The organism is Erythrobacter litoralis, assembly GCF_001719165.1.
Classification (GTDB): domain Bacteria; phylum Pseudomonadota; class Alphaproteobacteria; order Sphingomonadales; family Sphingomonadaceae; genus Erythrobacter; species Erythrobacter litoralis.
On record NZ_CP017057.1, the window covers coordinates 569360 to 591402 of the forward strand.

22 protein-coding genes are annotated in these 22043 nt (G+C 66.5%); 5 read left to right on the plus strand and 17 right to left on the minus strand.

Annotated features, from left to right (window positions below):
* Entirely contained in the window at nucleotides 1–663 is a 663-nt protein-coding gene (locus tag Ga0102493_RS02690) for a hypothetical protein (protein ID WP_034905427.1), read from the plus strand.
* Nucleotides 660–1700: a Holliday junction branch migration DNA helicase RuvB gene (gene ruvB / locus Ga0102493_RS02695; RefSeq protein ID WP_034905429.1), complete on the plus strand. Its 1041-nt coding sequence runs from the start codon at nucleotides 660–662 to the stop codon at nucleotides 1698–1700. Before Ga0102493_RS02690 ends, ruvB begins: the two co-directional genes overlap by 4 nt.
* A 655-nt stretch (nucleotides 1701–2355) precedes the next feature.
* On the opposite strand, the gene Ga0102493_RS16095 is transcribed toward ruvB, so the two are convergent.
* From Ga0102493_RS16095 to Ga0102493_RS02725, 5 genes are all read right to left on the minus strand, one after another.
* Entirely contained in the window at nucleotides 2356–2628 is a 273-nt protein-coding gene (locus Ga0102493_RS16095) for a hypothetical protein (RefSeq protein ID WP_161490034.1), read from the minus strand.
* 81 nt (nucleotides 2629–2709) lie between these two features.
* Nucleotides 2710–3201 (minus strand): hypothetical protein, encoded by a 492-nt coding sequence (locus Ga0102493_RS16255; RefSeq protein WP_051698249.1) that lies wholly within the window; start codon nucleotides 3199–3201, stop codon nucleotides 2710–2712.
* Between the two features lie 108 nt (nucleotides 3202–3309).
* Complete coding sequence (locus Ga0102493_RS02715; protein ID WP_051698252.1) at nucleotides 3310–3771, minus strand: rhodanese-like domain-containing protein; 462 nt, start codon at nucleotides 3769–3771, stop codon at nucleotides 3310–3312.
* A gap of 27 nt (nucleotides 3772–3798) precedes the next feature.
* Nucleotides 3799–6471, minus strand: coding sequence for an aconitate hydratase AcnA (gene acnA, locus Ga0102493_RS02720; protein ID WP_034905554.1), 2673 nt, complete (start codon nucleotides 6469–6471; stop codon nucleotides 3799–3801).
* A gap of 147 nt (nucleotides 6472–6618) precedes the next feature.
* The gene (locus Ga0102493_RS02725) at nucleotides 6619–7536 is read right to left on the minus strand and encodes a DMT family transporter (RefSeq protein WP_236922280.1); all 918 of its coding nucleotides are present in this window, start codon (nucleotides 7534–7536) and stop codon (nucleotides 6619–6621) included.
* 181 nt (nucleotides 7537–7717) lie between these two features.
* Between Ga0102493_RS02725 and Ga0102493_RS02730 the strand changes: the two genes are divergently transcribed.
* Nucleotides 7718–9127 (plus strand): L,D-transpeptidase family protein, encoded by a 1410-nt coding sequence (locus tag Ga0102493_RS02730; protein ID WP_034905433.1) that lies wholly within the window; start codon nucleotides 7718–7720, stop codon nucleotides 9125–9127.
* A 450-nt stretch (nucleotides 9128–9577) separates the two neighbouring features.
* Here the strand turns inward: Ga0102493_RS02730 and Ga0102493_RS02735 are convergent, their stop codons facing one another.
* The 5 genes from Ga0102493_RS02735 to ispG form a co-directional block, all read right to left on the minus strand.
* Entirely contained in the window at nucleotides 9578–10279 is a 702-nt protein-coding gene (locus Ga0102493_RS02735; protein ID WP_034905435.1) for a murein L,D-transpeptidase catalytic domain-containing protein, read from the minus strand.
* Nucleotides 10280–10362: 83 nt separating this feature from the next.
* Nucleotides 10363–11295, minus strand: a complete 933-nt coding sequence (locus Ga0102493_RS02740) for a histone deacetylase family protein (RefSeq protein ID WP_034905437.1) — start codon at nucleotides 11293–11295, stop codon at nucleotides 10363–10365.
* A gap of 9 nt (nucleotides 11296–11304) precedes the next feature.
* Nucleotides 11305–11799, minus strand: coding sequence for a thioredoxin family protein (locus Ga0102493_RS02745; protein WP_034905439.1), 495 nt, complete (start codon nucleotides 11797–11799; stop codon nucleotides 11305–11307).
* On the minus strand, nucleotides 11796–12032 hold the full coding sequence (locus tag Ga0102493_RS02750; protein WP_034905440.1) for a hypothetical protein: 237 nt from the start codon (nucleotides 12030–12032) through the stop codon (nucleotides 11796–11798). Before Ga0102493_RS02750 ends, Ga0102493_RS02745 begins: the two co-directional genes overlap by 4 nt.
* A gap of 1 nt (nucleotide 12033) precedes the next feature.
* Nucleotides 12034–13188, minus strand: coding sequence for a flavodoxin-dependent (E)-4-hydroxy-3-methylbut-2-enyl-diphosphate synthase (gene ispG / locus Ga0102493_RS02755; RefSeq protein ID WP_034905441.1), 1155 nt, complete (start codon nucleotides 13186–13188; stop codon nucleotides 12034–12036).
* A 114-nt stretch (nucleotides 13189–13302) separates the two neighbouring features.
* Here ispG and Ga0102493_RS02760 point away from each other — a divergent pair, with 114 nt between their 5' ends.
* Nucleotides 13303–14241, plus strand: coding sequence for an alpha/beta hydrolase fold domain-containing protein (locus tag Ga0102493_RS02760; RefSeq protein ID WP_034905443.1), 939 nt, complete (start codon nucleotides 13303–13305; stop codon nucleotides 14239–14241).
* On the opposite strand, the gene Ga0102493_RS02765 is transcribed toward Ga0102493_RS02760, so the two are convergent.
* Nucleotides 14238–15197 (minus strand): SDR family NAD(P)-dependent oxidoreductase, encoded by a 960-nt coding sequence (locus Ga0102493_RS02765; RefSeq protein ID WP_034905445.1) that lies wholly within the window; start codon nucleotides 15195–15197, stop codon nucleotides 14238–14240. The genes Ga0102493_RS02760 and Ga0102493_RS02765 overlap by 4 nt on opposite strands.
* Nucleotides 15198–15259: 62 nt before the next feature.
* Between Ga0102493_RS02765 and Ga0102493_RS02770 the strand changes: the two genes are divergently transcribed.
* Nucleotides 15260–16342, plus strand: coding sequence for an isoaspartyl peptidase/L-asparaginase family protein (locus tag Ga0102493_RS02770; RefSeq protein ID WP_081845722.1), 1083 nt, complete (start codon nucleotides 15260–15262; stop codon nucleotides 16340–16342).
* Between the two features lie 7 nt (nucleotides 16343–16349).
* Here Ga0102493_RS02770 and bla read toward each other — a convergent pair whose 3' ends face one another.
* The 6 genes from bla to Ga0102493_RS02800 are packed head-to-tail and all read right to left on the minus strand — an operon-like array spanning nucleotide 16350 to nucleotide 22043.
* Nucleotides 16350–17267, minus strand: coding sequence for a class A beta-lactamase (bla, locus tag Ga0102493_RS02775; RefSeq protein ID WP_034905446.1), 918 nt, complete (start codon nucleotides 17265–17267; stop codon nucleotides 16350–16352).
* Nucleotides 17264–17728, minus strand: coding sequence for a GNAT family N-acetyltransferase (locus Ga0102493_RS02780; RefSeq protein WP_034905448.1), 465 nt, complete (start codon nucleotides 17726–17728; stop codon nucleotides 17264–17266). The genes bla and Ga0102493_RS02780 overlap by 4 nt, the downstream gene beginning before the upstream one ends.
* Nucleotides 17725–18654: an RDD family protein gene (locus tag Ga0102493_RS02785; RefSeq protein ID WP_034905450.1), complete on the minus strand. Its 930-nt coding sequence runs from the start codon at nucleotides 18652–18654 to the stop codon at nucleotides 17725–17727. Before Ga0102493_RS02785 ends, Ga0102493_RS02780 begins: the two co-directional genes overlap by 4 nt.
* Nucleotides 18651–19718, minus strand: a complete 1068-nt coding sequence (locus tag Ga0102493_RS02790; RefSeq protein ID WP_034905452.1) for a stage II sporulation protein M — start codon at nucleotides 19716–19718, stop codon at nucleotides 18651–18653. Before Ga0102493_RS02790 ends, Ga0102493_RS02785 begins: the two co-directional genes overlap by 4 nt.
* Nucleotides 19715–21082, minus strand: a complete 1368-nt coding sequence (locus Ga0102493_RS02795) for a DUF58 domain-containing protein (protein WP_051698254.1) — start codon at nucleotides 21080–21082, stop codon at nucleotides 19715–19717. Before Ga0102493_RS02795 ends, Ga0102493_RS02790 begins: the two co-directional genes overlap by 4 nt.
* A gap of 4 nt (nucleotides 21083–21086) precedes the next feature.
* Nucleotides 21087–22043, minus strand: coding sequence for an AAA family ATPase (locus Ga0102493_RS02800; RefSeq protein WP_034905561.1), 957 nt, complete (start codon nucleotides 22041–22043; stop codon nucleotides 21087–21089).

Sequence of the window (22043 nt, forward strand, 5' to 3'; positions counted from 1 at the left end):
ATGCCTGAAGAACAAGTCCACTCGACATATGCGGCCGTCCTCAGGGCCATGGCTATGCGCCTGCTAACTGCCGAGAAAGTGTTGGATGAACTAGCAGATAAACCGGACGATCCGTTCGCCTTGGCAGGCTGCGAACTGGCAACTCTGCAAATTCGCTTGATATGCGAATTGATAATGTTGGGTGCTCAAATGGCGCACCTTGAAGACGCAGGGGCGGACCTGTCTGAAACGAAATGGAGGCCGGTCAATGCATATGCGCAGCTTAAGGACCTAAGCGAACATCCACTCCCCATGCCTGTGAAAGTGGAACTCCACAAGAATGGTATGGGTCAGCACAACATTGATCCAATCTCGCGGCCGATAAGCTTTCAATCTATTTCGCGGGTCTACGGGCTTTGCGGAGACCTCCTTCACGCGCCTACGATTAAGCGAGTTGCGGCGGGAAAAATGTCGGAATTTGATGTTGCGTTGCTGAGATCGTGGGTCGGAGACCTAAAGAACTTAGCATCGTCTCACGTGCTGATGCTGCCAGAGCGAAAGATAATTTTTCTCGCTCTGTGGACCGGGAAAATCGAAAACGAGCCGGAATTATTCCGCCTAGATGCGGCAGGACAATCGACTTTCGTGATGGAGAACTATCCAGTGTGCGATCTTCTCCAATGACCGACCCCGCCCCCCTCCATTCCCCCGCGCCGCAACCCGGCGACCCCGACGCCGCGCTGCGTCCCAAATCGCTCGCCGAGTTCATCGGGCAGGAGGCCGCGCGCGATAACCTGCGCGTCTTCATCGAGAGCGCCAAGGGCCGGGGCGAGGCGATGGATCACACTCTCTTCTTCGGCCCGCCCGGTCTCGGCAAGACGACGCTGGCACAGATCATCGCTGGCGAGCTCGGCGTGGGCTTTCGCGCCACATCCGGCCCCGTCATCGCGAAGGCGGGCGATCTTGCCGCGCTGCTCACCAATCTTGAGCCGCACGACGTCCTCTTCATCGACGAAATCCATCGCCTGAACCCGGTGGTCGAGGAAGTGCTCTACCCTGCGATGGAGGACCGCGCGCTCGACCTCATCATCGGGGAGGGGCCATCGGCGCGCAGCGTGCGGATCGACCTGCCGCCCTTCACTCTTGTAGGCGCGACCACGCGGCAGGGCCTGCTGACGACGCCGCTGCGCGACCGTTTCGGCATTCCGGTGCGGCTCAATTTCTACACCCATGACGAACTCGATCTCGTCGTCACCCGCGGCGCGCGGCTTCTCGGGCTCGCGATCGAAGCCGAAGGCGCGCGCGAGATCGCTCGCCGTTCGCGCGGCACGCCGCGCGTTGCCGGGCGGCTGCTGCGCCGGGTGCGCGACTTCGCCCATGTCGCGGGCGAGGGCACGGTGACGAAGGCGATGGCCGACGACGCGCTCACCCGGCTGGAGATCGACCGGCTCGGCCTCGATGCGATGGACCGCAAGTATCTCACCATGATCGCGACCACCTACAAGGGCGGACCCGTGGGGGTGGAAACCCTCGCCGCAGGGCTCGCCGAGCCGCGCGACACGGTCGAGGAGGTGGTCGAGCCCTATCTCATCCAGCTGGGCCTGCTGGCGCGGACCGCGCGCGGGCGCGTGCTCAACGATGCGGGCTGGGAGCATCTCGGCATGACGCCGCCCAGCGGACCGACCGAAAGCCAGATCGGCATGTTCGGGGATGGTAAATGAGGGCGCTCGCCCGTTAACCGATCCGTGTCACGCGGCTGATTTCTCGGCTCTTTCGGTGCCGGAATGGGACAGGCCCGCTCAAAAGCAGTGATTCCCGCGCGATTCCGGCCATTCTTGGTTTCCCAAGGTGGTTAACGGCGTTGCCCCCGCAGCGCCTTCGCCACCACAAGGACAAGTGCACATTCGCGCCGGAGCAGGTTCGCTGTCCGGCGACCTGCGCCGATGAATCGCATTTTCGAGGTGAGTCCATGTCGCTCAAACTGGCAGCCGCAAAGCTTTCCGCCACCGCCGCGGGCGTCGCTCTGATGACCGGCGGCGCGCTGCAGGTCGCCCAGCAGGGCGGCGCGGTGCGCACGGCCGAGCCGATGACGACCGAGGAGCCTGAATACACCACGGACCTCGACGGCCGCCTCGTCGAAACCGAGCGGCAAGGCAAATACGTCAAGACCGCGCCGCAGACCGCAGAACCGAAATACATCGAGACCCGCCAGCGCGCGATCCCTGAGCCCGAGCCGCGGCGCCGCCGGATCGTCGAGCGCACGATCGAGTGCGAGCCTTATGCAGGTGCGCCTGGCAGCGTCGCCTCAAGCCTGCCGCAGGGCGCGACCCAGGCCTATTTCGATCCCGCCGAATGCCCGCCGATCCAGCAGGTCGCCTACGCGCCGGCCCCGCTCCCGCCGCTCCCGCCGATCGGCGGAGGCGGTGCGGCCCCTGCCATCATCGGCGGCGGGCTCGGCGGCTTCGGCGGCGGTTTCGGAGGGGGCTTCTTCGGCGGTTTCTTCGGCGGAGGCGGCGGCGGCTCATCCTCGGGCGACGTGTCGGTGTCGACCACCACATCGACTTCGGGCGGATCGACTTCGGGCGATGTCAGCTCGGGGGGCACGACCAGCACCGGCGGGTCGGACGGGATCGTGATCGATATCGACATCGACAATTCGACCTCGACCACATCGTCGTCGGGGACCGTGACATCGACTTCCTCGACCGGCTCGATCTCGTCCTCGACCGGTCAGGTGTCGACCAGCACCTCGACCGGCGCGGTGTCGTCGAGCACGGGGGGCGTCTCGACCAGCACATCGACCTCTTCGGGCAATGTCTCTAGCAGCACGGGCGCGGTTTCCAGCAGCACGGGCGCTGTCTCGAGCAGCACGGGCGCGGTTTCCAGCAGCACCGGTGCCGTCTCGACCAGCACTGGCAGCGTCTCCTCCTCGACCGGCAGCGTGTCGTCGAGCACCGGCGGCGTGTCGACAAGCACGGGCAGCGTGTCGAGCACCTCGGGCGACATCACCTCGTCGACCTCGTCGTCGAGTTCGACATCGAGCTCGTCGTCCACTTCGAGTTCCTCTTCGACCTCGACCTCGACCTCCAGCTCCACTTCGTCCAGCACCTCCTCTTCGACATCGAGCAGCACGAGCGGAAGCAGCAGCGGGGTCGAAGTGCCCGCGCCGCCGATGGTGGGACTGTTCGGCCTCGCAGCAGCGGCGATCCTGCGTCGCCGCAAGGGGGCCAAGGGCAAGCGGAAAACGCGCGACGCCTGATCGTCCAGGGGGCGCGCGCCTGCGCGGGGACGTCGGGGGCAAAAGCCGTACTTCTTTTCGAAAAACCGGACCTAATCGGCCGCGGTCACTTCGCCACCTGCCTTCTGCCACGCGAGGATGCCGCCTTCGAGGTGGCGCGCCGGCTCGCCGCTATGAGCAGCGAGCATCTCGGCCGCTTTCGCCGACCTGCGGCCCGAACGGCAATAGATCACCACCGTCTCCTCCGCTGAAAGGTCGAGCGCTGCGGGATCGAAATCGGTGAGCGCGATATGTTCGGCCCCCGGGATCATGCCCCGGGCGACTTCCTCGTCAGTGCGCACGTCGATCAGCCGCACCGCGCCGGCACCGAGCCGTTCGCGCAATTCGGCCGGGGCAAGATCGATGACCGGGGAGACGGGCGTCGCGGGGCCATCCTGCGCCGCGGCGAGTTCAAAGCCGAAGGGCGATGCGGGCGCGCGCTTTCCCTCGCCTTCTTCGGCCGACGGCGCACAGGCGGCCAGCGCGACGAGAGGCAGGAAAAGCACGCTACGCATGGGTGTCTCCGTCCGTCTCGAGCCCTCTCAGGCAGCCAGCTTGCGCAGCACGTAATGGAGGATCCCGCCATTGCGGTAATATTCCATTTCGTTCGCGGTATCGATCCGGCAGAGCGCGCTGAAGGCGAACTTCGTCCCGTCCGCGCGGGTGACCTCGATATCCACGTCCTGCGCCGGCTTGAGGTCGGCGAGGCCCTTGATGCTGAAGGTGTCGTCGGCGGTGAGGCCGAGCGTCTCGCGCGTGTCGCCTTCCTTGAACTGGAGCGGAAGCACGCCCATCCCGACGAGGTTCGAGCGGTGGATGCGCTCGAAGCTTTCGACGATGACCGCGCGCACGCCGAGCAGGATGGTCCCCTTCGCCGCCCAGTCGCGCGACGACCCGGTGCCGTATTCCTTGCCCGCCACGACGACCAGGGGCGTGCCGTCCGCCTTGTGCTTCATCGCCGCGTCGTAGATCGGCATCTGTTCGCCGTTATAGGTGGTGTAGCCACCCTCGACCCCGGGCACCATTTCGTTCTTGATGCGGATATTGGCGAAGGTGCCGCGCATCATCACCTCGTGGTTCCCGCGGCGCGAGCCGTAGGAGTTGAAGTCCTTCTTCGCGACCTGGTTCGAGATCAGGTAGGAGCCTGCCGGCGAATCCTCCTTGATCGACCCTGCGGGCGAGATGTGGTCGGTGGTGACGCTGTCGCCGAGGATCGCGAGCGGCTTCGCATCGGTGATGTCGGTGACGGGGGCGGGCGTCATTTCCATCCCGTCGAAATAGGGCGGGTTGGCGACATAGGTCGATCCGGCGCGCCATTTGTAGGTGTCGGACGGTTCGACCGTGATCGCCTGCCAGTGTTCGTCGCCGTCATAGACATTGGCATAGCGCGATTCGAACATCGAGCGGTCGATATTGGCCGCGCGGTTTTTCGCGATCTCGGCATTGGTAGGCCACAGGTCCGCCAGCATGACGTCGTTGCCGTCCTGGTCCTGACCGATCGGGGTCGTGGTGATGTCCTCGGTCACCGTGCCTTTGAGCGCATAGGCGACAACGAGCGGCGGCGAAGCGAGGAAGTTCGCGCGCACGTCCGGGCTGACCCGGCCCTCGAAATTGCGGTTGCCCGAGAGGACGGAGGCGGCGACGATGTCATTGCCGTTGATCGCCTCGCTGATCGGCGGGGCAAGCGGACCGGAATTGCCGATGCAGGTGGTGCAGCCATAGCCGACGAGGTCGAAGCCGATCGCGTCGAGATGCTCCTGCAGGCCCGATTTCACGAGATAGTCGGTCACCACCTGCGATCCGGGCGCCAGGCTGGTCTTGACCCACGGCTTGGGCTTGAGGCCCTTCTCGTTCGCCTTCTTGGCGACGAGACCGGCGGCGATCAGAACGTCGGGGTTCGAGGTGTTGGTGCAGCTGGTGATCGCGGCGATCACCACATCGCCGTCGCCGATGTCGTGGTTGGCGCCCTCGACCCCGACGCGCAAGGGTGCGTCCTTCTTGTAGACCTCCTTGAGGTCGCGGTTGAACAGCTCGTCGACCTCGGGAAGGATGACCTTGTCCTGCGGACGCTTGGGCCCGGCGAGGCTGGGGACCACCGCTGCCATGTCGAGCTCGAGCGTCTTGGTGAAGACGGGCTCGGCCTCGGGATCGAACCACATGCCCTGCTCCTTCGAATAGGCTTCGACGAGAGCGATCGTCTCTTCCGAGCGGCCGGTGAGGCGCATGTATTCGAGCGTCGCATCGTCGATGCCGAAGAAGCCGCAGGTCGCGCCGTATTCGGGCGCCATGTTGGCGATCGTCGCGCGGTCGGCGAGCGTCAGGTTGGCGACGCCGGGTCCGTAGAATTCGACGAAGCGCCCGACGACGCCGACTTCGCGCAGCATCTGGACGCAGGTCAGCACGAGGTCGGTCGCAGTCACGCCCTCGGCCATGCGGCCCTCGAGGCGGAAGCCGACGACTTCGGGGATCAGCATCGAAATGGGCTGGCCGAGCATCGCTGCCTCGGCCTCGATCCCGCCGACGCCCCAGCCGAGCACGCCGAGGCCGTTGATCATCGTCGTGTGGCTGTCCGTGCCGACGCAGGTGTCGGGATAGGCGACCATCTGCCCGTCCGGGCCTTCGGACGACCACACGCCGCGCGCGATGTGTTCAAGGTTGACCTGGTGGCAGATGCCGGTGCCCGGGGGCACGGCAGAGAAGTTCTCGAAGCTTTTCGAACCCCATTTGAGGAAGTCGTAGCGTTCGGCATTGCGCTCGTATTCGAGCGCCATGTTCGCTTCCATCGCCTTGGGATGGCCGAATTCGTCGACCATGACCGAATGGTCGATCACGAGATTGACCGGGACCAGCGGGTTGATCTTGGCGGTGTCGCCGCCGAGCTTCTTGATCGCATCGCGCATCGCGGCGAGGTCGACCACGCAGGGAACGCCGGTGAAATCCTGCAGCAGCACGCGCGCCGGCCGATACTGGATTTCGTTGCCGGTCGAAGGATCCTTCTGCCAGTCGATGATCGCCTGGATGTCATCCTCGCCGACGGTGAAGCCTTCATCCTCGAAGCGCAGCATGTTTTCGAGCAGCACCTTCATCGAGATGGGGAGCCGCGACACGTCGCCCAGCTTCTCGGCCGCCTTGGCGAGCGAATAATAGGCGTATTCCTTGCCGCCCACGTTCAGCGTCGAGCGGGTGCCCAGCGTGTCCTTGCCGGTATCGGTCATGTCGTATCCCATCCTTCTGGCTGTGCCCTTTTCCGCTTTCGGGAAAAGGGGGCCGGGCGCCTGCGCTTCCCGGGTGAATTCTCGGCTGCGCAATTGCTGGACCTTGGGGCTAAGGTCAAGGGCAAGCCGCCCTGAAACCGGGCGGAATCAGGCTTGCGTCGGATCGACCGGGGCAGGCGGCGGAGCGCGCCGGGTGACGAGCCAGCAGCCTGCGACGATCAGCGCGGCGCCTGCAAGGGTCGGCAGGGTCACTTCCTCGCGGAAGAACAGCCAGCCCAGAAGGCTCGCCCAGAGAAATCCCGAATATTCGATCGGCACCAGCGCCTGCGCCTCTTCTCGGGCATAGGCCCAGGCGATCGCCATCGATCCCGCGACCGTCAGCACCCCCGCCGCCGCGATACCGCCCATCACCTCCACCTGCGGCGTCTCCCATGCGAAGGGTGCGAAGATCAGCAGCACCAGGCCGCCGATCCCGGCATGGAAGGTCGCGATCTCGACCGGCCCGGCAAGCTGGCTCTGGCGGCGGATGACGATGAAATTGTAGGCGTAGAGTACCGCGGAAAAAGCGAGGGCAGCAAGGCCTAGCGCGGTATCGGCATCGAATTCGCCCTCGCCGATGCGCCCGCCGACGATCACCAGCGTGCCGGCAATGCCAAGCAGGCTCGCCAGTATCGCCTCGCGCCGGATCGTCTCACCGAGCAGCAGGTGAGCGAAATACAGGGCAAGCAGCGGGGCGATGAAGGACAGCGCGATTGCCTCGGCCAGCGGCAGCTTGGTCAGCGCGTAGAAGAAGGACAGGGCCATGAAGGCCGAGATGACGCCGCGTTCGAGATGCAGCTTCATCACCGCCCCTCGCGGCCAAGCCGGACCCCGGGCGAGCCAGAAGGGCGCGATCAGCGCCGCCCCGATGAACGATCGCAGCACCGTCGCGCTGTAGGCCCCGGTGGCGAGCGCGGCGCCTTTCATGAAGGCATCCATCAGCGCGAGGAACCCCACACCGGCAAAGGCGGCGGCAAACGGCGCTAGGCGCGAAGGGGAAGGGACCGCATCAGGCATGGCTGCCATCGCCTCTAATCCTCGCGCGCGCCGCCGTCACTGTCCGTTTCGTCCCGAGCGCGCGGCGAAAGGCGCGGATTCAGCCCAGCGAAAGCCATGGCCATTGATAGGGGGGCAGAGGCCGGAGTATACTGGCGAGCATAACAACACAGCCGCGCGACCAATGCGGCGCAGGACGGTGGAACGACACATGAAATATCGCGTGAACCTGCTGGCGAGCGGCCTTGCCGCCGCGCTTGCGCTCGGCCTTGCGGGCGCCGCGGGTGCGCAGGAGCGCGGGAGCGGGGCCGAGAACCTGCTTGCCGGCGAACAGGAAGATGAGGCTGCGGAGGGACCGGACAAGGATGCGCGCTTCGACGAGGCCTTTCCGCGCATGATCTCCGATCCGGTGGTGCAGGGCGATCTCGAGGAGCCCGGACCGCTGGTGCAATCGTGGTCGCTCGCCAATGCCCGAAAGCTTGTCGCCTTCATCGAAGGCATCGCGGCCGAGGGGCTCGACCCGGATGATTACGATCTGCAGGCGCTCAAGACCGCGCTCGCCTCTGCTCCCTCGGATGAGCTCGACACGCTCGCCTCGCGCAATTTCGTCTGGCTGGTCGAGGACCTGCGCGACGGGCGCACGCCGATGGAAGCGCGCAAGCAATGGTTCGTCGTCGATCCCGACCGCGACCTTTTCCGCACCGGCGACCTCATGGAAAAGGCAATCGCGAGCGGGGACATCGCGGGCACTCTGAAGAGCCTCAATCCGAGCTATCCCGATTATGCCCGCCTGCGCGACGAACTCGCCGCGACACCGCAGGAGGACACCGAACGCCGCAAGCTGATCCGCGCCAACATGGACCGCTGGCGCTGGCTTCCGCGCGATCTGGGCAAGCTCTATCTCATCACCAATGTTCCCGAATTCCAGCTTCGCCTGACGGTCGACGACAAGGCGATGAAGACCTATCGCACGATCGTCGGAAAGCCCGGGCGAACCGCGACCCCGCAGCTCGCCGAAATGGTGGAAGGCGTCGTCTTCAACCCGACCTGGACGGTGCCGCAATCGATCGTCAAGGGCGAGGGGCTGGGCGCGCGCGTTCTTGCCAACCCTTCCTGGGCCCGGTCCAAGGGCTATGTCGCGACTCGCGGGGCGAACGGCTACATCTCGGTGGTGCAGCAGCCCGGGCCGACCAATTCGCTGGGCCGGGTGAAGCTGGAAATGCCCAACCCCCACGCGATCTTCTTCCACGACACGCCTTCGCGCCACCTGTTCGCGCAGGACGACCGCGCGCTGTCGCATGGCTGCATCCGCACCGAGCGCGCGCTCGAACTGGGCATGACGCTGGCGATTCTCGGCAAGGGCGCGAGCCGCGATGAGGCGGTGGAGATCTCGACTTCGGGCGAATACACCAAGGTCATGATCGAGCGGCAGATTCCCGCCTACATCACCTATTTCACCTACGGCACGAATGTCCAAGGCGAGATGACCGAGTTCGAGGACATCTACGACCGCGACGCGCCGGTCCTGGCGAGCCTCGACAAGCCGCGGGTGCGGGATCGCAGCAACAAAATCGACGACGAGGTGATCGTGATCGAGAACGATCCGCGCGACGAGGGCTGAGGAGCGTCAGGCGAACGCGCTTTCGAGGAGGATTCTCGGCGATAGAGGATCGCGGCGGATAGGGCATACGGCAGGCACAGGAGCAGAACCATCTGCCAGTCGCCGCTCGCCCAGCCGGGGATCGCGCCGATCAGCAGCACTGCGCCCAGCGAACTGCTCACGGCGAGGGCAAGGCCCCCCGAGGTCGCGAGGAAGGCTCGCGATACCCGCGCGATCACGCTCCCAAAAAGCAGCAGGCAGAGGCCTGTGGCGATCATTCCGATGAATGTCGCGATGGCCCAAGCGAGGCCGATCATCCACAATGAGACGAAGAGCTGATCGAGCGAAACTTCGCCGAGCAAGGGAGCCCCGAAAAACAGGAGGACGATGATCGCGGCGCCGATCGGTGCCGACTTGATGCTTGCCGCCGCAATCGCCCGGGCCTCGGGAGAGGGGGCGTGGCTCATCCCCTCAGAACGCGCCGGTGACGTAGCGCTGGAGGTCGCTCGGCTGCGTCGGCCGCATTGGTTCGAGATTGGCCGAACGGAATGTCCCGTCCGCCTGCAGGCCAAGGCTGTCGGCGAACAGCAGCCGCCCGCCCGACAGGTTCATCAGCGCGATGCGGAACTGTTCCTCGCCCATGGCAAAGCAGCCGTTCGACCGGCCGAGCCGGCCCCAGCGATCGATATGCGATGGTTCGGCATAATCGGCGCGGTGCATGACGATGTAGCGGTTGAGCGCGTTGTCGTTCGTCTCGTCGAGCCCGCCGAGGCGGACGCTCGTGCCGTAGCGGCCCTTGTACCACTCCCACGTGACATAGGCCCCGCGACTGGTCGCGTTCGAGCCTTCGACATTGGAATAGCGATTGAGCACGCCGTCATGTTCGGGGTCCGAACCCTGGCCGTGACTGACGTGGTAGGAGTGCACTTCCTGAAGGTCGAGATTGACGAAGTGAAACCGCCGCTCGGCCGAATGGACACCGTAATCGGCGATGCCGACAATGTCGCGCTTCCAGATCGCCTCGCCCGCCCGGTCAAGCTCGCGCCGGGCGATGGCGAAGAGCGCGCGGTCGCGGGCCGAGCCCTTGATCGGCTGGGCGGCGAGGCGCACCGGCGGCAGGGCGAGCAAGGCCCCGGTAGCCAGAGTGCCCTTGATGAGATCGCGACGCTTCATATGCCCACAACATATAGCGCGAAAGCTTGCCCTTGCGTGAGCCTTTAATTGCGGCTTGGCGCATATCGGGGGCATTCGATGGCTCAACCGTGTCTTTTCATCGGCAGGCCGTTCGCGAAGTTGGCGTTTTCGGAGGCCATGGCGAGCATCGAGCGGGCGTGGCGGCGGGCGACCTCGCGCTGGTCTTCGCCATAACCGCCGCCCAGCGCAGAGGCGACCGGCAGGCCGCGCCGCCGCGCCTCGCGCACCACGAAGCGGTCGCGCCGCTCCAGCCCCTCATCGCTCAGCGCGAGCCGTCCGAGCTTATCGTTCACATGCGGATCGACCCCCGCCTGGTAGAGCACGAGATCGGGCGCGAATGTGTCCATGATGGCCGGCAGGTGCGCCTCCAGCGCCTCCATGTAGCCGTGATCGTCCAGCCCGTCGGGCAGCGGCACATCGCAGTTCGAGCGCGCCTTCCTTACCGGGAAGTTCTTTTCGGCATGGAGCGAGAGGGTGAAGATGTCGTCCCTCAGGGCGGTGAGGCTCGCGGTCCCATCGCCCTGGTGGACGTCGAGATCGACGATCAGGATGCGCCGCGCCGATCCCTCCGCGATCAAGCGGTTGGAGGCCACGGCGAGGTCGTTGAACACGCAATAGCCCGCGCCCGTATTCGCAAGCGCATGATGGCTCCCCGCCGCGCTGTTGGCGGCATAACCGTGTTCCATGGCAAGATGCGCAGCGAGCCACGTCCCGCCATTGGTGTGCCGCACCCGGTCGCGGATGCGCTCCGTCACCGGAAAGCCGATGCGCCGTTCCTTTTCGCGGGGCACCGAGACGGTGAAGACCTCCTCGACATAATGCGGGTCGTGCACCGCCTCGAGCCATTCGCGCGGGGCAGGCTCGGGCGCGTGTTCTGTCATGGCCGCGCCGCTCGCCCGCAGTTCCTCCATGACGAGGTAATACTTGTCGAACTTGAACGTCCCGCGCTCCGGGCGCGGGGCCATGTAATCGGCGTGGTGGACGACGTGAAGCATGCGCCCCGCTCAAACGGGCTGGTCGGCGAGCCGTTCCAGTTCGGCGAAAATCGCCGCCTCGCTACGGCTCGCCGCGTTGCGCCAGGTGGTCGCGGTGTCGGGGTTTACGAGTGTTCCGTCCGCCGTCAGCACCAGCAGGTTGGGCGTGCCGGGCAGCTCCTTGAGCCCGAAACGGTGCGCCACGGCGAGGTTATGCCCGTCGCCGGTCTGCGGCATCCCGATATTGACGAAGACCAGTTCGTATTCGCGCTCGACCAGTGCGGCGATGCGCGCGCTTTCCAGCCATCCGGCGAGCGCGCGGCTGTCATGGCACCAGTTCGCGCCCATCACCAGCAGCACCCGCTTGCCCGACGCGCCGGCGCGGGCGAGAGCGGCGTCGACATCCGCCATCGCGTTTTCGGACACGTCGTAGGATGCGGCCTCGGGATATGTCGGGGCGGGCGGCGCAGTCGCGCAGGCGGCGAGCGCGAGAGCCGCGGGAAGCCCGGCAAACAGGCGGATCACCCGCGCTGGTCCTCGATCTGCAATTGTCCGATGCGCAGCACGTCGACTTTCGCATCGCGGATACGCAGGCGGTTCACCGCAAGGCGGCCGACGGCGATTGTTCCGATCGCGACCGCTCCCACGGCTAGCGCTCCGATGGCCAACGCGCCGATCGCGCCGGCTCCGCCGGAGACGGCACCCGCCGAGGCGGATCGAACCGCGCGGGGCGGGGAAAGAGCGAGGCGCTTCGCCAAATTACTCTGCGGCTTCGGGTGTCTTCTGGGGCGCGGTATGCGGGTCGAAGGCGACGGCCTCGCCCGCCTCGATCGCGGCGGCCTTTTCCTCGACAAGACGCACGATATGGTCGAGCATCGCCTCGTCGTCGATCGCATGCGCCTTGACGCCGGACAGGTAGACCATGTGCTTGCCATTGCCGCCGCCGGTGAGGCCGATATCGGTCTCGCGCGCTTCGCCCGGTCCATTGACGACGCAGCCGAGGACCGAAAGGCTCATCGGCGTCTTGATGTGTTCGAGCCGTTTTTCGAGCGTTTCGACCGTGCGGATCACGTCGAAACCCTGGCGCGAGCAGGACGGGCACGAGACGACGCGCACGCCCCGGGTGCGCAGGCCCAGCGCCTTCAGCATCTCGTAGCCGACCTTGACCTCTTCCTCGGGCTCGGCTGAAAGCGAGACGCGGATCGTGTCGCCGATCCCGGCCCACAGCAGCGAGCCGATGCCGATCGAGGATTTCACCGTCCCGCCGATCAGCCCGCCCGCCTCGGTGATGCCGAGATGCAGGGGGCAATCGACCGCGTCGGCAAGCCCGTGATAGGCCGCGACCGCGAGGAAGACGTCCGACGCCTTCACCGCGACCTTGAATTCGTGGAAATCGTGGTCCTGCAGCAGCTTGATGTGGTCGAGCGCGCTTTCAATCAGCGCCTCGGGGCAGGGCTCGCCGTATTTCTCGAGCAGGTCCTTCTCAAGACTGCCGGCATTCACGCCGATGCGGATCGCGCAGCCGTTTGCCTTGGCCGCGCGGACCACTTCGGCGACACGGTCGGCTGAACCGATATTGCCCGGATTGATCCGCAGGCAGGCCGCGCCCGCATCGGCGGCTTCCAATGCGCGCTTGTAATGGAAATGGATGTCGGCGACGACCGGGATATGCGCGGCGCGCGTGATCTGCCGGAAATTGCGGGTCGATTCCTCGGTCGGGCAGGAGACGCGGATGATGTCGCAGCCGACATCCTCGCAGCGGCGGATCTGGTCGATCGTCGCCTTCACGTCCTCGGTCGGGGTGTTCGTCATGGTCTGCACCGTGATCGGCGCATCGCCGCCCACGGGCACGTTGCCCACCATGATCTGCCGGCATTCACGCCGCTCGATATCGCGCCAGGGTCTTACAGACATGGGCGTGATATAATCACCTGAGCGTTGCGGGGCAATGACATTGGGACGAGCGGCGACCCTCCGGCTTGACACCTCGTCCGCGTCCGGCTTGCCTGCGGAAAAGGGAGACATGCCATGCTTGAGGGATTGACGGCCGAACTGCGCAGAGCGCGCGCGAGTTTCCTCATGCGGGCGGTGGTCTGGCTGATGAAGCGCAGGAAGCCCGTATTCCCGCACAGCCCCGAAGGTTTCCGCGAAAAGCTCAGCCAGCGCGATTGCCCGCGCGACGCGCCGATGCCCGCCAAGTTCGAACAGCGCTTCATCGTCGAACGGCGCACTCTTGAAGGGCAGGAGGTCGTGACGCTCCATCCGAAAAGCGGGCCGGGCGAATGGCACATGCTCTATTTTCACGGCGGCGGCTTCGTGCTGCCGATGTTCGACGTGCACTGGCCGCTCGCCGCGGCGCTGGTCGAGACCTGCTCCCTGTCGATCACCCTGCCACTGTACAAGGTCGTGCCCGAAGCCTCGGCAAGCGTGCAGGACGCGCTCGCCGATGCCTGTTTCGCCGAGCTTGCGATGACCCACGCGCCCGAGCGGATCGTGCTGTCGGGCGACAGCGCGGGCGGGCACATGGCGCTCGCCCTGGCGCTGAGGCTGGCGCGTGCCGGAGGGCCGCAGCCGGGCCGGCTAGCGCTGTTCGCGCCGTGGCTCGACCTCACCATGCGCGACGAGGCGATGCGCGCGGTCGAGCCGCATGACGTCATGCTCAAGATCGGCACGCTGCGCGCGACGGGCGAGATCTATGCGGATGGCCGCGACCCGGCGAGCCCGGAATGCAGCCCGCTCTACACGCCTGCCGACCAGCTCGCGCAGCTTCCCCCGACCCGCATCTGGACCGGGCGGCACGACCTCTTCATTGTCGATTCGCGCACTTTCGCAGGCAAGTTGCGCGATGCGGGCGTGGACTCGAAGCTCTACGAATACGAGGGTGCGCCGCATGTCTTCATGGCGATCACGCCGACGCGCGAGGCGAAGGACGTGTTCGGCCTGATGAAGGACTTTCTCGAAAGCTAGACCGGGTAGCTCACGCCCGTCATGCGCTCGCTCATCTCCCACAGCCGCGCGGCCGACTGCGGGTCGAGCGCATAGGGGCGCACGCCGTGATCGGTCGCCTCGGCGTCGATCTCGGCCTCGCCGCAATCCTCGCAATAGAACCCGCCGCGCCCCTCGAGTGCATCGCTGGTCGCCGCCCAGACGCTCGTGGCCGCGCCCTGCGGGATAGACTTCCACGAATAGTCGGGGTCGCTCTCGCTCAGATATTGCATCAGACCCTGGGCCATTTCCTCGGTCAGGTGCCGCCCGAGATTGGTGTCGATCCCGCCGGGATGGACCGCATAGGCATGGATGCCCCGGCCCGCGTAGCGGTTTTCGAGTTCGACCGTGAACAGGACGTTGGCGGTCTTGGACTGGCCGTAGCTTGCCCATGGCTCGTATTCGCGCCGCTCGAAATGCGGATCGTCCAGATCGCCCCCGGTCATCTGGTGCGCGCGGCTCGACAAATTAACGATGCGCCCGCTGCCGGGTCGGCCCGCCGCGGACTCAATCAGCGGCATCAGCCCGGCGGTGAGCGCGAAATGGCCGAGATGGTTGGTCCCGAACTGCATTTCGAACCCGTCAGATGTGTGTTCGAACGGGCAGGCCATGACCGCCGCATTGTTGATGAGCGCGTCGATCGCCTCGAACCGCTCGCGCGCTTCCTCGGCGCAGGCGCGCACGCTCTCAAGGTCGGCGAGGTCGCAGGCAATCGTCTCGACCCGATCGCTGCCCGTGGCCGAGCGGATCGCATCCGCCGCATCGCCCAGTTTTGCAGGGTTGCGCCCGGCAAGGACGACATGCGCGCCCTTCGCGGCGAGCGCGCGGCCCGATTCCCGGCCCAGCCCCGAATTGCCCCCGGTGACGAAATAGGTCCGGCCCGACAGGTCCGTGCCCTCCAGTACCTCGTCGGTGGTCGTATTCCTGTCGTAGGCCATCGCGGTTCCTCCCCAATTCGCGCCTTGGCTTGATGCGCAGCTTTGGGCTAGGCGTGCAACCCATGAAAAAGGCCATGTTTGCAGCGCTCGCCGCGCTTTTCGCTCTCTCCGCGCCGCTCGCTGCGGAGAACCACGATAAACCGGAATGGTCGATCGCGATCCATGGCGGTGCAGGGACGCTCGATCCCACGATGATGACGCCTGAACGCCGCGCCGAATACGAGGCCGCGCTCCAGCAGGCGCTCGCTGCGGGGGCGAAGGTGCTCGCGAGCGGCGGCAGCGCGATGGACGCGGTGAAGGCCGCGATCATTCCGATGGAGGATTCGCCGCTGTTCAATGCCGGCAAGGGCGCGGTGTTCACCTGGGAAGGCAAGAACGAGCTCGACGCCTCGATCATGGACGGCCGCGACCGCAGCGCTGGCGCGGTGACGGGCGTTACGACCATAAAGAACCCGATCCTCCTCGCCGACGCGGTGCGCACCGAAAGCGAACACGTTTTTCTGATGGGCGAGGGCGCTGAGCAATTCGCGGCGACACAGGATATCGAGACCGCTCCGCCCGAATATTTCGCGACCCCGGCCCGCCGCGAATCGCTCGAGCGGATGAAGGCCGAGGCGCTCTCCGCGCTCGATGTCGATACGAAGTTCGGAACCGTCGGCGCGGTGGCGCTCGACATGGAGGGCAACCTCGCCGCGGGCACTTCGACCGGGGGCATGACCGGCAAGCGCTGGGGCCGGATCGGCGACGCGCCGGTGATCGGCGCGGGGACCTATGCGGACAATCGCTCGTGCGCGGTCTCGGCGACGGGGTGGGGGGAGTACTTCATCCGTGTCGGCGTGGCGCAGGAGATTTGCACGCGGCTGCGGATGCTGAAGGCGCAGGCGGCTTTCGCAAGCGGAGGACAGCATCGCGAATGGCTCGATCAGCAGGATTATGCGCAGGGTATCTCCGACGCAGTCATGGCCGAGGTCAAGCAGCTCGGCGGCGATGGCGGGGTGATCCTCGTCACGCCCGAAGGCCACGCGCTGTTCAGCTTCAACACCACCGGAATGTATCGCGGCCGCGCAGACAGCACCGGCATGAGCGAGGTCGCGATCTTCGGCGGGGACGTAGAAGCAGGCGCGTCGAACACGCCCGATCACTGAGAATGCATCAGAACGGCAGGATGCTCTGCCCGCGCTCCGCGAAATCCTCGATCACCTCGCCGACGCTGGCGAGCGCGGCTTCGCTGGCCGGGTCCATCCCGTCATGCGTTTCGCGCGCCCGGTAATAGGTCGCAAACGTGATCGGCGGATGCTCGGGCGGGCGGGCGAAGCCGATGTCGACATAGAGCGAGCCCATGCCCGGCCAGATCGAGGTGCCCGTCTTGTCCCCTGCGACCCAGCCTTCGGGCAGGCCCGCACGCACGCGCCGCGCGCCAGTGGGCGTGTCGATCATCCATTGCCGCAGCAGCGCCTCGCTCGGCTCGGGCAGGACGTCGCCATAGAGCAGCTTCGCTACGGTGCGGGCCATGGCGGCGGGCGTCGTGGTGTCGCGATATTCGGTGACGGGCTGGTTGTTCAGTTCGGGCTCTGTCCGGTCGAGCCGGCTGACCCCGTCCCCGATGCTCCGCCAGAATCCGGTCAGCGCCGCCGGCCCGCCCAGTTCGCGCAGCAGCACGTTGGCCGCCGTGTTGTCCGAATATTTCTGGGTGTATTCGGCCAGTTCAAGCAGGCTCGCGCCTTCGGCCAGCCGCTTTTCGGTGAAGGGCGAGACGAACATGAGATCGTCCTTCGTCCACGTCACGCGGCGGCTCGCGTCGATCTCATCCGCCGCGTCGAGCGCCAGCACCATCGCCGCCAGCGACAGCTTGAACGAGGAGCAATGGCCGAACCGCCGGTCGCGGTTGAGGCCGACCGATACGCCCGTCTGCGTGTCGTAGATGTCGACGCCCAGCGTCCCGCCCGCTTTCGCCTCGATCAGGCGCAAGGTCGCCTGCATCCGCCCCAGCGGGCTCTGGTCGGGCGGAACGCAGGCCGAAAGCCCCAAGGCAGCCGCCCCGCCGATGAAGAACCGTCGATCGATCGTCACAGATGGAGCTCCATGCACAGGCTGAATTCGTCCGGGACATAATCCCCGAAGCCGGTGCTTTCGGCGAAACCGTGGCTTTCGTAAAGCCTGAGTGCGGGGAGGAAGGGGACGGTCCGTCCGGTCTCCAGCCCGAGCCAGATGAGGCCGCGCGTCCGCGCCTCGGCGATCAGGTGTTCGAGCAGCGCCCGGCCCGCCCCGCGCCCGCGATAGTCAGGGGCGGCGCGCATCGACTTCAATTCGCCGCGGCCCTCTCCCAGCACCTTCAGCGCCCCGACCGCGGCCAGCCGGTCGCCATCGCGCAGCGCGTAGAAGGTCACGTCCGGCGCGCGCAGCTTTTCGGGCGGGAGCGCGTGGACCTTGCAGGCGGGCGACCAGCTATGCATCTCGTCGAGGTGCAGCCGCAGGAGGTCCAGCACATCCGGGCTAGTCAGGTCGTCGCGGGCGATCGCGAAGCAGGTCATGAGAACTTGTCCGCCTTGCGTTTGCCGAATCTCATGTCGCTTTCGAGCTTCGCGCGCAACTGGGCATAGAAGGCTTCGAGAAAGGCGCGCTCGTCGCCCGCACCCGGATCCCAGCCGATCTTGCGGCAGATCGTCGCGTGGACCGCCGAAAGCGCTTCGCCCTGGTCCTCGCGCAGGATGCGTTCGAGGGTCTGCAATTCCCGCTCGCCGTAGACCGACAATTCCTCTTCCCCGAACTGGTAGCGCGCGCCGGTAAGCGTGCTGGTCCCCTCGCTCGCCGCCGCGCCCTGCGTGGACAGCGTCCCGGCGAGCCGGGTGCGCGGCGCTTCGACCACCCAGGTCCCCGCGATCACGTCGCCCGCACGAAGCGCGTCCTTGTTGAAGAAGGGGAAGGCCATGAAGATCCCGAACCATACAAGGCCTGCGATCCCCGCATTGCCCTGTTCGCCCGACGGCGCAAGCAGCAGGAAGAGGATAGGCATGAACAGTTCGATGTCGCGGATCAGGTTGCGCGCGATCACCGCTTCGGGGGTGAGCCTGCCGCCGCCTCTCGCCGCGACGCGGATGCCGACCGCGCGCTTGCCCGGCGTGGCGCCGCGAGGGGACAGTTCGAAGGCGAGGAAATAGCCGTAACGCGCGGCGAAGATCAGCAGGATCGCGAGGATGAGCACGAATTCGCCCGCTGCCGGGATCGACCCTTCCGTGCCGTCGAAACCCGCGCCCAGCACCGCCCACAAGAGCAGGCCGAAGACCAGCTGGATGGCGAAAATCGCGGTGATGACGATGATGAAATCGAGCACCAGCGCGCCCACCCGGCTTCCGCGCGAGGCGACCGTGATCGGCAGAGCCAGCCCTTCGGGCGTGATCATGGTGCGGCGGCGTTTCGCTTCGGGACCGGCGTGCATGTCGACGGCTGCGGCGCTCATGGTTCGGCCTCAGCGCCGCCATCGCGGCGAAACAGGAAGAAATAGGCGAGCCAGAAGGCGAGGAAGATCCCGCCGATCGCGAAGCGTCCTGCGCTGCTGCCCACGAGCTGGCGCGGGAAGGCTTCGAGGAAGGCCGCGACGATCATCATGATGACGACGCCGACCATCACCACTGCCGCGCGCCGCCCGCTCTGCGACGCGGCGGCGAGCAGGCTGCGCGTCCCCGGAAACGCCATCGAGCGCCCGATATGCAGCCCCGCAGCACCCGCAAGGAGAATGCCGAACAGCTCCGTCGTGCCATGGACCGAAAGCCAGGCCGCGAATTCGACGCCCAGCCCCGCGCTCGCGAACAGCCACAGGAATGCGCCGAGCATGGCCATGTTGTGCACCAGCAGCATCAGCGATGGGATGCCGAAGGCAAACCCCAAAGCGAAGGCGAGGATGCACACGCCGGCATTGTTGCTGAAAAGGAAGGCGGCGAAGGTCGACAGCCCCTCGCCCCCGTCCTTTATGCCCAGTGTATCCATCAATTCCTCGCGGCTTGCGCCCGGGCGGCGATTGTCGGCGAGGCCGGTGGGAACGAGGCGGTAGAACCATTCGGTATCCTGCGCGACCAGAAGCCAGCCGACGATCGCGCCCGAGACCATGACGAACAGCGCGATCGACAGGTCGAGCCAGATTTCGCGCACCGCGCGGCTCCATCCGCCCATGAGGAATTCGCGCAGCCAGGAGAACAGGCCCAGCCTCGGCCCGTAGACCTGGAACCAGGCGCGCTGGACGAGGCTTTCGAGATAGGTCAGCGTCGCGGCATCGAGCGAGGTCTCGCGCGCGACCGAGAGCGAGGAGGCGGCGGTCCGGTAGAGCGTCGGCAGAGCGAGCAGGTCTTCGTCATCGACGCGCTTCAGACCGCCCTTTTCCATCCGTGCGACGATCGCCTCGAGCCGTCGCCAGTCGCCTTCGCGCTCGAGCCGGAAACGGTCCGAGCGCAGCGTCGCGCTGGCGATGTCGGCGGGCGCCTCGACCTCCTTTCGGGAGAACCACGATCCCAGCTCCGGCGCCTTCATCCGATCGCCTCCCGTCCGCGGATCGCGAGGTAGCGGTCGATGAGATCGAAGCCGATCGTCTCCCACGGCGCTTCGATCACGTCGACGCCCATCCGGCGCAGGCGCTCGAGGACAAGGCTGCGCTGGCGCGCGAGCGTGTCGGCGGTGACCGAGCGGGCAAGAGTGTCGATGTCGCCCGGCTCCTGCCCGATGAAGGCGTCAAGCTCGCTGTCGGCGAAGGTGACGAACAGGACGAGGTGCTTCCTCACGAGCCGCGAAATGCTCTCCACCATCAGTTCGGCCGCGGTCGGATCGGTGAAATCGGAAAACAGCACGATCAGCGACCGGCGCTGCAGTTTGGCGGTCAGCGTGGCTAGGGCGAGGGTGAAGTTGGGTTCGACCGGTTCGTAGTCGAGCGCGGCTGCAGCGCTCTGCAGCCGGGTGAAACCGCGCGAATCGTTCACGAAGGGGGTCATCAGCTGCGGGCTGCGGGCGAAACCGAACAGTGCCGTGCGATCGCCGCCCTTGAGCGCGACATAGGCGCAGGTGAGCGCGGCGGAGACCGCCCGGTCGATCCGCGGCAGGCCGTCGACCGGCTCGCACATGGCCTGCCCGCAATCGAAGGCGAAGACGATCTGGTTGTTGCGCTCGCTCTCGTTCTCGCGGGCATACAGGTGGTTGTGCCGCGCGCTCGCCTTCCAGTCGATCCGGCGGCGGTCCATGCCCGCTTCGTATTCGCTCAATGCTTCGAACTGGGTCCCCTCGCCGCGGATGCGCCGGGCGATGAGGCCGCTGCGTTCATCGCGCAGGAATGTCTGGAACTCCTTCGACCGGACGGGCGAGAGGTCGGGCCAGATCCGGATTTCGGTTTCGAGGGGTTGCGAGACCTGCCGCGCGCCGAGGCCGAGCGGCCCGCTCCAGCGCAGCCACAGGCGATTGACGGCAGCCGTGCCGCGCCGCTCGGGCACGGTTTCGAGCGCGCCCGAGAACACGCCGCCCTGCTGGCCCCGCAGGAGCGCGAGTTCGGCCCGCCCGGAAAGGCCGAGCCGGGGATCGAATTCGAGCGCCGCCTCGGGCCGCCCCGCATTGCGGCGCAGCATCGCGTGAACCTCGATCACGCAGGGCCGGCCGACCTCGGTGTCCGCGGGCGCCGTGACCTCATGCCGGGCGCAGGCGCCCGCGACCAGTCCGTCGAGCACGACCAGTACGATGAGCGCGAGCGCGGCGGCGGGTGCGATCACCCATGCGCCGGGAGACGCCGAAGCGATCAGCAGCGCGACCGGCGCGAGCCCCGCAATGACCCATGCCGCCCGCACCGTGGGCACGATCGGCAGGGCCGGGAGCCAGCCGAAAAGGCGGGCCAGGAATGCGCGGATGCGGCTCATCTGCTCAACGCGGTGCCTCGGTGGCCTCGACCAGTTCGGCGACCAGCGTTTCCATCTCGCGCCCCTCGATCTCGGCTGCGGGCGACAGGGTCAGCCGGTGGCGCAGGACCGGGACGGCCAAGGCCTTGACGTCGTCGGGAATGACATAGGCCCGGCCCTGCAGCGCGGCGCGGGCGCGGGCGGCATGGGCTAGCATCACCGCGGCCCGCGGCGACGCTCCGACCGACAGTTCGGCATGGTCCCGCGTTGCGCGCACCAGCCGGACGACGTAATGGGTGATCTCCTCGGCCACGATGACATGGTCGAGGGCGGAGGAAAGCTGCGCGAGGCGCGCGGGATCGGCGACGGCGGCCACCCCGAGATCGGCGGGCCGCTGCGGACCCTGCCGTTTGCCGTAATCCATCACGATCCGCGCTTCCTCCGCCTCGTCCGGATAGGGCACGAGCAGCTTGAACAGGAACCGGTCGAGCTGCGCTTCGGGCAGGGGATAGACGCCCTGGTTCTCGATCGGGTTCTGGGTTGCGACCACCATGAAATGATCGGCGAGGCCGTGCGTCTCTCCGTCCAGCGTCACGCGGCGTTCCTGCATCGCCTCGAGCAGGGCGGCCTGCGTCTTGGGCGGGGTGCGGTTGATCTCGTCGGCGAGCAGGAGGTCGCAGAAGATCGGCCCGCGCGTGAGCGTGAACTGGCTGGTCTGGAAATTGAACAGGTTGGAACCCAGAATGTCGCCCGGCAAAAGGTCTGGCGTGAACTGGATGCGCCCGAAATCGAGGCCAAGCGCGGTTGCGAAGCTCTGCGCGAGGAATGTCTTGGCCGTGCCGGGAGGCCCTTCGAGCAATACGTGCCCCTGCGCCACCAGCGCTTCGAGCAGGCGGTCCACCATGTCGTCCTGCCCGACGATCGCCTTGGCGACTTCGGCGCGGATCGCATCGGCGAGGCCGCGCAGTTCTTCGAGAGTCAT

Coding starts and splice junctions, on each gene's coding strand:
- Ga0102493_RS02690 (WP_034905427.1), top strand. CDS start 1: ATGCCTGAAGAACAAGTCCACTCGACATATGCGGCCGTCCTCAGGGCC.
- ruvB (WP_034905429.1), top strand. CDS start 660: ATGACCGACCCCGCCCCCCTCCATTCCCCCGCGCCGCAACCCGGCGAC.
- Ga0102493_RS16095 (WP_161490034.1), bottom strand. CDS start 2,628: ATGTCGATATCGATCACGATCCCGTCCGACCCGCCGGTGCTGGTCGTG.
- Ga0102493_RS02715 (WP_051698252.1), bottom strand. CDS start 3,771: ATGCGTAGCGTGCTTTTCCTGCCTCTCGTCGCGCTGGCCGCCTGTGCG.
- acnA (WP_034905554.1), bottom strand. CDS start 6,471: ATGACCGATACCGGCAAGGACACGCTGGGCACCCGCTCGACGCTGAAC.
- Ga0102493_RS02725 (WP_236922280.1), bottom strand. CDS start 7,536: ATGGCAGCCATGCCTGATGCGGTCCCTTCCCCTTCGCGCCTAGCGCCG.
- Ga0102493_RS02730 (WP_034905433.1), top strand. CDS start 7,718: ATGAAATATCGCGTGAACCTGCTGGCGAGCGGCCTTGCCGCCGCGCTT.
- Ga0102493_RS02735 (WP_034905435.1), bottom strand. CDS start 10,279: ATGAAGCGTCGCGATCTCATCAAGGGCACTCTGGCTACCGGGGCCTTG.
- Ga0102493_RS02740 (WP_034905437.1), bottom strand. CDS start 11,295: ATGCTTCACGTCGTCCACCACGCCGATTACATGGCCCCGCGCCCGGAG.
- ispG (WP_034905441.1), bottom strand. CDS start 13,188: ATGTCTGTAAGACCCTGGCGCGATATCGAGCGGCGTGAATGCCGGCAG.
- Ga0102493_RS02760 (WP_034905443.1), top strand. CDS start 13,303: ATGCTTGAGGGATTGACGGCCGAACTGCGCAGAGCGCGCGCGAGTTTC.
- Ga0102493_RS02765 (WP_034905445.1), bottom strand. CDS start 15,197: ATGGCCTACGACAGGAATACGACCACCGACGAGGTACTGGAGGGCACG.
- Ga0102493_RS02770 (WP_081845722.1), top strand. CDS start 15,260: ATGAAAAAGGCCATGTTTGCAGCGCTCGCCGCGCTTTTCGCTCTCTCC.
- Ga0102493_RS02780 (WP_034905448.1), bottom strand. CDS start 17,728: ATGACCTGCTTCGCGATCGCCCGCGACGACCTGACTAGCCCGGATGTG.
- Ga0102493_RS02785 (WP_034905450.1), bottom strand. CDS start 18,654: ATGAGCGCCGCAGCCGTCGACATGCACGCCGGTCCCGAAGCGAAACGC.
- Ga0102493_RS02790 (WP_034905452.1), bottom strand. CDS start 19,718: ATGAAGGCGCCGGAGCTGGGATCGTGGTTCTCCCGAAAGGAGGTCGAG.
- Ga0102493_RS02795 (WP_051698254.1), bottom strand. CDS start 21,082: ATGAGCCGCATCCGCGCATTCCTGGCCCGCCTTTTCGGCTGGCTCCCG.
- Ga0102493_RS02800 (WP_034905561.1), bottom strand. CDS start 22,043: ATGACTCTCGAAGAACTGCGCGGCCTCGCCGATGCGATCCGCGCCGAA.